Source organism: Oribacterium sinus (genome assembly GCF_963537195.1).
In the GTDB taxonomy this organism is placed as follows: Bacteria; Bacillota; Clostridia; order Lachnospirales; family Lachnospiraceae; genus Oribacterium; species Oribacterium sinus_A.
On the sequence record NZ_CAUTEG010000065.1, the window covers coordinates 1 to 13,477 of the forward strand.

Here is a 13,477-nt window from a genome sequence, read left to right on the forward strand (position 1 = left end):
TACACAGAGTAGAACACTCTTTCCCTACACGACGCTCTTCCGATCTCAGGTTTTTTAATAGGTCTTGTACTAATCGGATGTAAGGAGGTAAATAAAATGCAATCAGAAAGTTCTACTTCTCTCCACTTTCAGCTTAATGGAAGTGATAAAGCCAGGTATTCTCCCGGAGATTCTGTTACATTGTACTGTTCTTTGGATATCGCAAAATATAAAGGCAACAACCTACAAATCGAAACTCTTTTATTTCATAACGAAACCTTGGTTTCCAAAGAAGAAAAAATTATACAGAAAAATGAATTTACCAATCCTAAGATAAGTTTTGTTGCTCCACCAAAGGATTATACCGGATATCTTGTAAAAGTGATTGTAAAGGATGAGCATGGAAAGAATCTAGCCACAGATACAAGCGCTATTGATGTTTCCTCCTCTTGGATTAAGTTCCCTCGTTACGGCTACCTTTGCGATTATGATTATTCCATCCCCTCGGAAGAGCTTATCCAACAGATGAATCGTTACCACATCAACGCCATTGAATACTATGACTGGCATCATCTTCATCACGAACCGCTTCCCAAAGGTACGACGGATAAAAATCTCTCCGATTGGACAGACTGGGCCGGAAGAACAATCAATCATAAGACTATTGCTCGCTATATCGCTGCCGCAAAAGAAAAAAACATGGTGAATATGGCTTACAATATGATTTATGCCGGCACCGACAGTTTCTTTAAAGATGCAAACGGAAATCCTACTCCGGCCTGCCAATGGCAGCTTCTCTTTAAAGAAGGAAATTCCAAGGGAAAAGGCCCCTTTCTCTTCACTATGGGGGTCTCCCCCTCCGGAGACGGACATCTTTATTTTGTAAATCCTTTGAACCCCGAATGGCAAACTTACATTTTTGCTGAGGAAAACAGAGCTCTTGATGCACTTGGCTTCGATGGATGGCACGGCGATACCATAGGAGAGTTTGGGGAAATGACGGATGTCAAGGGGAATCCCTTGGGGTATACAGAAGACGGTAAAGCAATTTACCTCGTTAAAGATACTTACCGTAGCTTTTTGAACAGTGCAAAAAAAGCCTTAGGAAAGAAATATCTCTCCTTCAATCCTGTTGGAGCACAAGGAAATGAACAAGCAAATACCAGTCTTACCGATGTACTTTATGCCGAATTCTGGCCCTGGGATGCAGCTCGTGACGGAGAGCTTTTCAATACTTACCACGCTATTCTTCGGGAGGTAGAACGAAGCCGTGAAGATAGCAAAGCATATTCCTTTGACGGCGTTGGCAAATCTCTCACCGTGAAAGCCTATATCAATATTGACAGCAAAGAAAAATTCATGAATGATGCAGCAGTTCTCCTTATGGATGCTGTCAGCTTTGCTTCCGGTGGTGGAAGACTTGAGCTCGGAAACGGGGATCACATGCTCCATACTGCCTATTACCCTGATGATAAAATCCTGATGAGTGATACACTTAAAAATTCCATTCTGAAAATGTATGATTTTTCCGTTGCATATGAGAATCTTCTCCGAGATGGACAATATCCGATAGAAAATAAAGTGGAAATAAAAGATACTCCTACCAGTACCGATGGAAAAAGTTATACCATATGGACTTATCCTAAAGAAGACTCGGAATATCAAATTCTCCATCTGATTAATCTTCGAAACAACGATAATCAGTGGGTGGATGAAAAGGGAAAGAAAAAAGAACCGGAAATGCAGGAAAATCTTAAAGTAAAGTTTTATACCGATCGGAAAATTTCTTCTGTCTACCTTTGCTCTCCGGATTTTTCAAACTGTGAAAGTCTTTCCTTAAGTCATGATAAAGGAACGGACAGCAACGGAAAATATATAGAATTTACCGTTCCCTCACTTCAGTACTGGGATATGATTTATATGAAATCATAACAATAGATAACGGGCTCCTCATAATGTCAATATTGATAAAAAGCTGAATAGTAAAGTATTTTTAAATTTATTACCATTAGAGGGAGCTTTGAAAAAAGCAAAGCAAAGTTTAGTGTTTATATAATATAGGCCTGAAAGAGACATTTGTCCCTTTCAGGCCTATACTGTATGAAAAACAATTTTTATTCATTCTCAGTTAATTATTAACTTTCTATCTACTTTTCTTCCTTCTTTTCTTCTTTCTCTTCTTCCTTCTCCTTGCCTAAATCCGTAGCTTCACTCCAGACACGAATCTGGCTCTTTGTGGTTTTCTTCACCACATACATGGCATAATCAGCATTTTTCTGGAGCTGATCCGGATTGGTTCCTCCTTCGGGGTACCAGCTCACACCGCCGGAAAGACGAAGCTGCTTCTTTTCTCCATCCGGAAGCATAATAAAGCTGTTGTCAATGGTCTCCTGCAATCTTTCAATCAAGGCATTGATACGACTCCGATTGCCCTCTTCATCAAAGATAAAGGCATTGAACTCGTCTCCGGAAATACGGGAATAAATGGCTTCATCCCCCAATCCTTCTCGCATGGCATCGGAAGCACAGCGGATATATTTGTCTCCATATTCATGGCCGTAGGTATCGTTTACAATTTTCAGATTATCCAGGTCCATCATGATATAAGCACCGATAGCATTTCCTCCACCCTTTTTCTCCAAAAGCTCCCGGATTCTTCGTCCGAAGGCTCTTCGGTTATAAAGGTCTGTAAGGAAGTCATGGTCTCTTTCGTATTGCAGATTCCTTTGTTCCTGTAAAAGTCGATCGGACAAATCCTCCAGGGCCTCCGACATCTGATCAATCTCTAAAATGCCGGTTTCTCTGAGACGAAGTTTATCCGTCGTCTTATTACTGCGAATCGCCAACGCCAGCTTACGAATAGGCTTTTGCAAAAACAGGGAAATCACAAGGCTTCCCACGATACCGATACCCAAGGTCAAAATCATGGTAACAGACATTACAAAAGTCATCCGGTCCGCAAATCGGTTCATGGTCTTATAGGGAATAGCTGCTCCCAACTGCCACTCCACATCCGTGAAGGGTCCCACCGTGGAAAAAAGATGTAAGGGCATACTGAAGGTAAAATAGTTCTTCTTATCAGAAACAACTTTCCCTTCCCGGTCTTCTCCAATGGTAGCTGCTATCGGATTAAGCTGAATGACATCCTGATAGCTTGTACTGCTTCCCTCAGAATTTCCCGTCTTATGAATACTGAGAAAATAAGAGGCAGTTCCACTGCCGTCCAATTCTCTGGAGGGCAGATTTTGCTTCAAATAATCCACCAAAATATCCACTCCCAGAACTCCATACACCCGTCCATCGGAAAGCCGTAGGGGAACTGAATAGGCAATGGCTTCTCTGGTTTCGCCGAATAAGGTATAGGGTTTACTCCAAAAGCCCATATCTTCCCAGGTTACATCCGGCTTACTGTAAAAGGTCGCTTGGGTAGGTTCGTATAAAAAGTCATAATAGGGCACATCTGCCGTACCGAATTGAAAGCTGGTATTCCAGGTTTTATCGGTAGCAATCTGGGTATTTCGTACCACCAAAAGAGGAGAGCGTTCAATCAGTAAATCCAGGTTTTCCGAGCTGGCTCTGGATTCCGGATCCAAATCTCGAAAGTACAGGCCCGGCTTATCCATATATTTCTTGGACGTCATGCTATCTTCCAAGTTATCCGCATTTAATATCATGAAAACGCCGGTAACGTGATTGGTACGCATCATACTGATTAAGTCCATACTGACTGCACTTAAGAAAGGAGCGGCATTTTCGGAACTGTCATCAATAGCCTCAATGTCCATCTTTCCCGCATCCACAAGCCCATCTGCCAAAAGATTAATCTTTTGCACGGTTTGGCTGACATTCATCCACTGATTCACCATCAGGCTTTCCAGATAATTTCGTCTGGCTTCCACACGACTTTCGATGATATCTTGAGAATTTTTATGAATCAGAGAAAACAAGCCCTGACCATAAATAGAAATCATCAAAATCAAAATCTCCAAGATAACCAACCCCATCAAAGGAATCAATATTTTCGTAAAAATCGGTTGTTTCTTCATACGCGTCCTTTGGCAACTTTTGCTCCCCGTATTGATAAGGAGTCTTAACTATCTGACAACAAATAATTTATTTCCTGTAATATAGTCTCATAATACTGTTCAAAATTCTCGTCATTATCATACTCCGCTATAGCATCCTCCCTGGATACGCCGGAAGCCATTGCAGTCTCAATCTTATACCGATCCGACAAAGCCTTATCCTGCAGCTCATATTCCAAAGCTTTTCTAATTTCTGCCAGATTAATGATGGAAGGGGTAAAATACAAGGTGTTGGAAGACATGGTGGACAAAGCCTTTTCCAAAGAAGGATCCATTCCGCTCCCCTTCTCCTTGTCAATAGCTTCCACGGTAAAACTGTCTACACGTACCGGAAGATATTCTGCAGAAATGGCGAACTGGGCATTTTCCTCATAGCTGGTCAGCCACTTTAAAAATTGAACGGAAGCCTCCACTCTCTTCTTATTTCCTTGAACAACCCCCATGCCGATCCCCTGCTGCATCGCAATCTCTTCCCCTCCTTCAAAGTGAGGAGCCGGCAAAACAATATCGGTAATGGCATGTTGTTCCCGGTCCGAAATAATCACTTCCTTCGGAAAGTAAACACTGGAAGCGGAAGATGCTGTATAGGCTAAAATATCTCCTGTCTTCACATCATCGGACCGAAAACGCCCCTCAGAGGTGAAATAGCCCTTAATAATAGGAACATATAAATTATCCCACAGGGTTTTCATCACTTCTTTGGGGAATTGCACCTTAGCATTTCCTTCCTCATCTACAGAAATCAGATTCACGCCCAGCTCTCTGGCTCCTACCAGCATATAGTTCGCATAGTCATCAATGCCGTAGAACGCTTTGCCGTCATCCGGCGTTTCCGTAAGCGAATCCGTATACTGGTAGTATTTTTCTGCAACATTCAATAAGCCTTCTTTGGTGCTTAATTCCGAAAGAGATGTTCCGGTAGCTTCCGCAAAACTATCCCAATCCGTTTTGTTGATATAGAGGAGCTCCGTGGACTTGGCCACAGGTAAAATCTTTACGCCTCCATATTTCCTTCCCAATCGTCCTTCTTCAATAAAGCTGGGTACAAAAGCGCTCCAATCCTCTTTACTGAAATAGGAATCCAGGTCGGTGAGAACCCCTTCCTCTTCCAATATCATCGCTGTATCGGTGTGCAAGCTGACAATATCCGGATAATCTCCCTGGGACAACTTCTTTTGGTTTATCCCGTATAAATTATTCTGTAAATCCAAGGTAGAACCGGGGTTATAGGCCTTCACCTCTACGCCGATATCCTTCCCCCGACCTTCATTGAAGCGATTAATCGTTCGCTGAAAGGCCTCCTGTTGAATACCGGAAAAATAGGTCCAAACCGTGATTTCCAAGGGCTCTTCTTTCACACTAAAACCGCCCCTTTCTTTGCTAAAGGGGCTTTCTGTAGAACTGACCACCTTGGTACCGCAGGCCAAAAGCCCCAGTGCCATGGTCAGTAATACCGGCAATTCTAAAATCTGTATTATACTTTTCTTCATTTCCTTAACCCTTACATTCTCCCATAGCCCATACGTATTTTTGTACAAAAAAATATCGGCATTGTCATTAATAGCAATAATGCATTTTGTATAACACTATATTTTTTTAATAAATGGGAAAATTTTCGGCATTTAGGATGAGAGCAAATTCTCTTTCCCATCCAAAATGGCTTCCAACAACTTCCCCTCCCGGTCATATCGTAAAGTTAAAGAGAAAAATCCCTCTCCCTTTGCCAACAATTCCAGAAAGATCCGGTCTCCCTCCCAAAGGGGTAAAGCTTTTACCTCTTCATAGGAAAAATATTGCAGTTCGCCTTCCGAACATTCCTTTAAAGAACCTTCTTCCAGCGCGGCCGTAAATAAAAACATATAGCTGCAATCCTTTTCTCCATAGAAAAAGCTTACAATTCCCCTTAGTTGATGGCTCAGGACATGCAGTCCCGTCTCCTCGAAAACTTCTCGGTAAAGACAATCCTCCGGGCTTTCTCCCGCTTCAAAATGTCCTCCTACACCAATCCATTTTCCTTTATTAATATCTTCCTTTTTCTTATTCCGGTGAAGCATTAACCATTTGCCCTCTTTCTCTACATAACAGAGGGTGGTTAAAACACCGTCAGCAAATCTTTTCTTCTCCATATGCAACAGTATACACAAAAATTGCACAAATTCCAAGGGGGATTTTTGCGCAATTTATATAAAAATATAGGTGCTTTCCTTTATTTTTAAGTTTTACTTTCCCCTTTACTACGGTCTTCCGGATGCTCCTGCTATACAAGTGATAAGGACTGAAGCCTATTCTTCCCGGCACTTTAGAAAGATTCCCCGGCTACGCCGCTGATACAGCTTAAGACCACAAAAAAAAGAGGACCGGCACAATGCCTTTGGTCCTCTTTCTAAGATGCTGACTAATTAATACTTGTCATCATCCGGTAAAATGCTTCTCTTATACTCAGTTTTCCGGATCTTTCCTAAATCCTTGGCTAAAGCCTCTTCTCTTTCCGCCTTCTTCTCGGTGGAAAGCTTTTCCGGCTTCTGTACCGGAGTCTTCTTTACTCCATCCTGGGGTACATAGTGAGCATCTCCGGGAATGGGAATCTGGGATAAATCCATACCGTCCATGCCGCTGATATCCACTAAAACCTGTCCTTCTTCTACAGCCGGTGCTGCAGCTTTTGCCTTTTTCTTTTCTACCAGCTTCTTAACAGGAGCTTCTTCCTCCTTCAGCTCATGCACTTCCGCAGCTTTTACCTCTGCTTTAGTCACAGGCTGTTCCTCGGTCTTAGCTACCGTTTTATCTTCCTTCGCTTCCACCGGTTTCTCTTCTACCGGCTTCTCAAGTTTTTGTTCTGCCGGCTTTTCATTCTTTGTTCCGGCAGGCTTCTCTTCCTTCTTTTCTACCGACTTTTCTAATTTTCTTGTAGCAGGAGTTGCTTTTGCCTTCTCCACAAAAGAAGTATTCTTTACTTTCTCTACTACAGGAGCAGCTACTCTTTTTTCTGCCGCCGGAGCCACTTCTGTCTTTACATTTGACGGAACTGCCTTAGCCCGAAGTTCAGTAGTAGCAAGCTCTACATTTTCCTCCTCTACAGGAGCAGTCTCTTCCTTCTTAGTTGCCGCAAAGCCGTTCAATTCTCTCTTGTAAGGCTCTGTTCTTAACTGGAACTTCTCGAGCAATGCATTCAAGCGGTCTGCCTGTCCGGAAAGCTCTTGAGATGCCGCTGCGGATTCTTCTGCTGTTGCGGTATTGCTCTGCACAACGGAGGAAATCTGATCCAGACCTGTAGTAAGTTGCTTGATTCCCTCTGCCTCTTCCTCGGATGCGGAAGAAATGGAGGTGATAATACCGTTAATCTTCTCGGTTTTCTGGGATACTACAGAAAGAGACTCTGCAGTTTCCTCTGTGATTCTTGCTCCCTTATTTACCGCCTCAATGGTTTCCTCGATTAAGCTGGAGGTGTTCTGGGCTGCCTTTGCAGACTTCTGGGCAAGGTTTCCTACCTCGTCCGCCACAACCGCAAAGCCCTTTCCTGCCGCTCCCGCTCTTGCCGCCTCAATAGCCGCATTCAAGGAAAGAATATTGGTCTGGAAAGCAATATCGTCAATGGTCTTAATAATCTTGCTGATTTCCTGAGACTTCTCGGTGATATCCTGCATTGCTCTGGACATCTCGTTCATCTTCTGGTTACTGGTTCCTACCGCACTGCCGGTTTCCTTGGAAAGTCCGGAAGCATGCTGAGACATTTCCGCTGTTTCCTTAATCTTTACGGAGATATCATTCATGGTAGCGCTGAGCTCTTCGATGGAAGAAGCCTGCTCCGTTGCTCCCTGAGACAGGGACTGGGCGGAGCCGCTAACCTGCATAGCGGAAGAGTTTACCATATGAGAGCTGTTCTGAATTTCTCCCATGGTGACATTTAAATCATCTAAAATATCGTAAAGGCTGTTCAGCAGAGGCTCATATTCTCCGTTGTAAAGCTGGGTATTCCAGAACTCGAAGGAGAAATTCCCCTTGGCAATCTGTTCCAGCTTTCCTGCCAAATCCTGAATAATGCTTCGGATTCGCTCCACAACCTTTTCCATGCTCTTGGCAATCTGCCCGATTTCATCCTGATAAGGATAGTTGATTTCCTTGGAGAAATCTCCCTCTGCCACGGATTCTCCTACATCGGCAATCTTCTTTAATGGATTCAAAGACTTCTTTATGAAGAAATAACTGAATCCTACCAAGAGAGCAATTCCCAGAACAGAAAGGGGAACTGCCAACATAATCATGTTGCTGATGGCCTTAGTGTATTCCTTTTCGGAAACCTCGATGGCTACCCACCAGGTTACGCCCTCTATCTTTAAGGGGCGGGCATTAAACTGCACCAAATCTCCCTTTTCATTTTCAATGTGTGTATTGAAAGGTTCTCCCTGATCCAGATAAGATTGAAGCTTTTCCATGCTGTCCGCAGGAAGAATATCGCTTAATTGCTTACCCTTAGCCTCTTCGTTCATACTGAACATAATGTGACCGTTGGTATCAAAAACATTGCTGTACAAGCTCTGGAAACGCTCGTCCTTCTGCTCAATGATTTCAAAGGAAGACATATCCATATCGATAATGACGATTCCCTTAAACTCATCCTTATACATAATCGGTTCAATAACGGATACGATCCATCCCCCTGTTGCACTTTCATCCTCATAGGCATTGGTCAGATTTAATCCCTTATTCTCCTTTGCCTTTAGGTAATAATCCTTCTGAGAATACATGCTGTAAGGGTAAACCATCAGCTTTCTCTTCTCCGCATCGGTTCTGCTCATATAGGGGGCGTAGTTTTCGATACCCTGATAAAAAGCATTCGGCTCCAAGAAAACACCGATTCCCACATAGGAGTCATTATTGCTTAAAGAAGAATAAATAGAGTCCAAAAGGGTGGTCTCCGCATTGTAACGGCTGGCGGGAATTGTTGCATCCACAATACGGGAGCGGAACATGGTTCCCGCCATACCGGTGGGCTCTAAAATATTGTGCTGATCATCCTCAATGGTCCAAAGATGGGAGGGAACGCCACCTGCCATATCATTTTGATCATAGATACTTACAATGCCTTCTTTAATGGTATTCGCTGTAACCTCTGCCTGGGTAACCACGTTATCCAAATCAGCAATTCCTAAACGAATTTTATCATCCATATTTCCCCGTAAAGCACCATAAATTGCGGTTCTTCCCATGGAAATAATAGCAATACTTAAGCCTGCCATTAAAATTATGCTAAGAAGTCCTATTGCCACAGACATTCTTGTACTGAGCTTCATCTTTTTCCAAAAGGATGTCCCAGTGGTATTGCTTCTTTTTTTCATTTTGTGTTTTTCCTCCTTGAAAAATACTACTTCCTGTTTTCTTCTCTAATTCATCGTCCGACTTAGCCTTTTTTATAAGGTAAATTCCCTTTTCCCTTGCACTTTCCTTATTTTTTATAAATAACTTCGAATTATCGCTGCGAACCAAGCTTCTTCCTACAAAGAAAGCGGCAAGAGGACCCCTTCCGCACTTTGTAAAACGTACTCGTACGCAGGGGATACCGCTCGCATCGAGGGATACTCGTTAAAAATAAACAGCCCCTTGGAACGCTGCATTATCCCTAAACAGGGGTGCAGTTTCTCAAGAGGCTGTCTATTTATTTTATGCTCAAGCTTAAGTTTCTGATAAATTTTTAATATATGATAAATCGCTCATTCTATCCTATACTGTCCTATTTTCATGAAAGCTTAATACATATTTTTATGAAAACTCATTTTAAGTGTATTCTGATTAATCCTCGTTCTTTAATTGAAAACGATTTACCAGATCATTCATGATGTTGGCCTGGCCGGAAAGCTCCTCAGAAGCTGCCGCAGACTGCTCTGCCGTTGCGGTATTGCTCTGTACCACAGAGGAAATCTGATCGATTCCCATAGTCAGCTGAGAAACACCTCTAGCTTCCTCCTCCGATGCGCTGGAAATGTTTGTGATAATGTCGTTAATATCCTTCGCATGGTTGGATACGGTTGTCAGAGATTCTGCGGTTTCTTCCGTAATCTTAGCTCCCTTTTCCACCGCCTCGATGGTTTCCTCAATCAGACTGGAAGTATTCTGGGCTGCCTTTGCAGACTTCTGGGCCAGGTTTCCTACTTCATCCGCTACCACTGCGAAGCCCTTTCCTGCTGCACCGGCTCTTGCCGCCTCAATAGCCGCATTCAAAGATAAGATATTGGTCTGGAAGGCAATATCATCAATGGTTTTGATAATCTTACTGATTTCATTGGACTTCTCGGTGATTTCCTGCATTGCCCTGGACATTTCTTCCATCTTTTGGTTACTGAGACCTACCGCCTCCTCTGTTCTTTGAGAAAGTCCGGAAGCCTTCACCGCCATTTCCGCAGTTCCCTTAATCTGGGTGGAAATGTCGTTCATGGTAGCACTTAATTCTTCAATGGAAGATGCCTGCTCTGTAGCCCCCTGAGAAAGACCCTGGGCACCGGAGCTTACCTGTTCAGCACCGGCATTAACCTCCTTGGCACTGGTCTTAATCTCCGACATGGTTTTATCTAAATCATTGGTGATTTCCTGAAGGGAGGTAAGAAGAGGACGATAAGCTCCCGGATACTGCTCCGCATTGTCCAAAGAAACACGGAAATTTCCCTTCGCCAATTCTCCCAATTTCTCGGAAAGGTCGGAAATAATTTCCCGAACATGCTGCATAACGCTCTGGATGGCAGCAGCTAAGTCTCCGATTTCGTCCTGCTGGTCATAGGAAACCTTCACATCGAAGTTTCCTTCCGCAACAGCCTTTCCCGCCAATGCAATTCCCTGTAATGGATTTAAAGCCTTCTTAATTAGGAAGTAGCTGATAGCAATCAAAATCATAAGACCTACAATACTGAAAACGGCACACATGATAACCAACTGGTTTCTGGCTGCCATAAATTCACTGTCGGCAATGCTGATCATAGACCAAAGTGTGGAACCGTGAATGGTTAATGGACGGAAGTACATTCTCTCTTTTACCCCTTCTGTATTCACCACCGTAGCCGTAAATGCTTCCTCCTTATCCATATTTTGGCGAAGCATTTCATAGGTATCCTTATCCAATACTTCTTCCAGCTTCTTGCCGATAGCCTGTTCCTTCATGGAGTACAAAAAGCTTCCGTTGGCATCCAAGATATTGGTTGCCAAAGAGGGAAAACGCTCATCGGTCTGCTGAATAGTGCTGAATACTTTGGTGTTGATATCCAGAATAACCGCCCCCACAAAGGCATTGTTTTCATCAGTAATTGGATTTCCCAAACTGATCATTTGAATATCCGGATGAAGGGTATCGCTATACACATCGGTTAATACCATTTCTCCGGAATCCTTTGCTCCGTTATACCAGGAAGAGTCCTTGTAAAAGCTGTACTGGTAGGCCATAACCCCCTTCTTTTCCAAATCCTCTGCAGACATATATACCCCATAGTCGGAAACATTGTCAGAGAAGCCATTCGGCTCAAAGAAGATTCCTGCCCCTACCAAATCCTTGTTGTCGGTTAAGGCGGACTGTAAAGAATCCAAAATCACGGTTTCCGCATTGTAACGGGAAGCAGGAAGCTCCGCATTTACAATTCTGGAACGGAAGGTAGTTGCCCCCATCCCCGGATTATTGACTACTTCTCCCGTAGCTCTGTCCTTTACCACCCACTGGTTCTCCGGCGCCTGTCCAATGCCGTCATGCTGACTGTGCATGCTGTGAATGCCGTTTTCCAGTGTCATGGAAATAGACTCCAAACGAGAAATAACCTGTTGCAAATCTCCAATGGCCATGGTGGCCTTATCGTTTAAGTTGTTGTCCAGAGCTGAACTGATGGAATGCTCTCCTGTCTTAATGATTGCCACACTCATGGCAAAAAACACCAATACACTGGCAATTCCTAAAATCATCGATAATCTTGTGCTGATGGAAGAACGCTTCTGCTTCTGCTTCTGCTCTATCCCAATACCCTTTTTCATTCTGTTCTTTCCTCCTTGAAAAAACAATCTCTACATCGCATCTGCTTTATTCTGTCACGTTAATAAGCCAAGGTATAAATCGGCGTTTTTCCGAGGAGACATAAGAAAAGTTTATGGATTGAACAATCTTTTTTTACGATTACTTGCGTTTTTCGATGGAATAATCGTTATACCGGAACGTTTTTCGATGAAATAATTGTCATACCGGAATGTTTTTTGACGGAATAATCGTAATAAAAACAATTATATAATGAAAAGCGAATCATAGAAAAATCGGCAGAAGTAGCCTTAGCTACAACTGCCGACGTTTCCATCATATATTTTTCTTATAGAAAAGATTTCATAAAAACCTACGCTATAGCATGTTCTGCTGTTGCCATCTTGGAATGCAGCTTTGTTTTACTCATTCTGGTACGAATATCATATACCAGCATAAATCCTACCAGGATAAAACCAAGATAGCCATTCATACCATACAGAACGTTTACCAAGCCCTTATAGGGAAGAAAACAAGCTATCACGCAGCCTACAACACCTCCAATTACAGTGAGTAGCTTATATTTCTGTGTTCCTTCCTTTGCCACCTTTCCAACACCGGTCCATAGTAGCGGAACGGAAGTGGTATAGATTCCACAAAAGATGATGATTGCAAGTGCTTGGGCAAGAATAGGCGATATACTATTAGCAAGCACTAATGCAGGAATATCAGCATGTCCTGTTTCACCGATATAGCAAATCAACGCAATACTGGCAAGTACAGCCGTTCCCATAATAAATACTGTAGAAAGTAACATACCATAATTTACTTCCTTTAGCTTATTCTTTGCCCCAACCTCTCCCAGAAATGCCGCAAACCAAAGGATGACAAATCCCCCGTAGGAGAAGCCGGAAAGTAAAGGATTTCCATTTCCTACCTGAGCCAGTTTCAAGTCTCCACTATCCACCTGCTTCAGGTTAGCAGTAAAATTTCCTATACCTTTTACTCCACTCATAACGGAAACCAAAAGTATAATTACAATAATCAATGGACCTATCTTGCCTAATGCATTTAATATTCCATCCAAGCCAAATATTGCTGTTGCAATGACACAAGCAGTTAATATCACTGCACCTACACCATTGGGAAGTCCCCATTGCTGAGTAGCTGTTGAATTTGCTCCTCCACACATCACAATAAAACACATATAGCAGAAAAAGGCCGAAAAGTAATCATAAAAAGTGCCAATATACTTTCCGCAATAGTGATTATAAATGTCTCCTCCTCTTGAAAGACTTAAGCGATTTCCATTAGTTGCAAAAGATAGATTCGTGTAAATATAAATTACTGAAATAACTAAAATTACAATCCAAAGTTTGCTCCCGTAGATCGGAAGAGCACACGTCTGAACTCCAGTCACAGCGATAGATCTCGT

Annotated in this window: 7 protein-coding genes; 1 reads left to right on the plus strand and 6 read right to left on the minus strand. The window is 42.8% G+C overall.

What is annotated here, in order from left to right:
- The first annotated feature begins 96 nt into the window (after window positions 1-96).
- Window positions 97-1,911 carry a glycoside hydrolase family 66 protein gene (locus RYL27_RS07960; protein ID WP_314966416.1) on the plus strand — a complete coding sequence of 605 codons (1,815 nt, stop codon included), beginning with the start codon at window positions 97-99 and terminating at the stop codon, window positions 1,909-1,911.
- Between the two features lie 215 nt (window positions 1,912-2,126).
- Here RYL27_RS07960 and RYL27_RS07965 read toward each other — a convergent pair whose 3' ends face one another.
- The 6 genes from RYL27_RS07965 to RYL27_RS07990 form a co-directional block, all read right to left on the minus strand.
- Entirely contained in the window at window positions 2,127-4,025 is a 1,899-nt protein-coding gene (locus RYL27_RS07965) for a sensor domain-containing diguanylate cyclase (protein ID WP_314966417.1), read from the minus strand.
- A gap of 44 nt (window positions 4,026-4,069) precedes the next feature.
- On the minus strand, window positions 4,070-5,554 hold the full coding sequence (locus tag RYL27_RS07970) for an extracellular solute-binding protein (RefSeq protein ID WP_314966418.1): 1,485 nt from the start codon (window positions 5,552-5,554) through the stop codon (window positions 4,070-4,072).
- A 132-nt stretch (window positions 5,555-5,686) separates the two neighbouring features.
- Window positions 5,687-6,190, minus strand: coding sequence for an NUDIX hydrolase (locus RYL27_RS07975; protein ID WP_007156709.1), 504 nt, complete (start codon window positions 6,188-6,190; stop codon window positions 5,687-5,689).
- Window positions 6,191-6,463: 273 nt separating this feature from the next.
- Window positions 6,464-9,400, minus strand: coding sequence for a methyl-accepting chemotaxis protein (locus RYL27_RS07980; RefSeq protein WP_314966420.1), 2,937 nt, complete (start codon window positions 9,398-9,400; stop codon window positions 6,464-6,466).
- A gap of 451 nt (window positions 9,401-9,851) precedes the next feature.
- A complete protein-coding gene (locus RYL27_RS07985) occupies window positions 9,852-12,065 on the minus strand; it encodes a methyl-accepting chemotaxis protein (RefSeq protein ID WP_314966422.1) in 2,214 nt (737 codons plus the stop codon).
- A 350-nt stretch (window positions 12,066-12,415) separates the two neighbouring features.
- Complete coding sequence (locus RYL27_RS07990) at window positions 12,416-13,237, minus strand: hypothetical protein (RefSeq protein ID WP_314966424.1); 822 nt, start codon at window positions 13,235-13,237, stop codon at window positions 12,416-12,418.
- Window positions 13,238-13,477 lie beyond the last annotated feature (240 nt).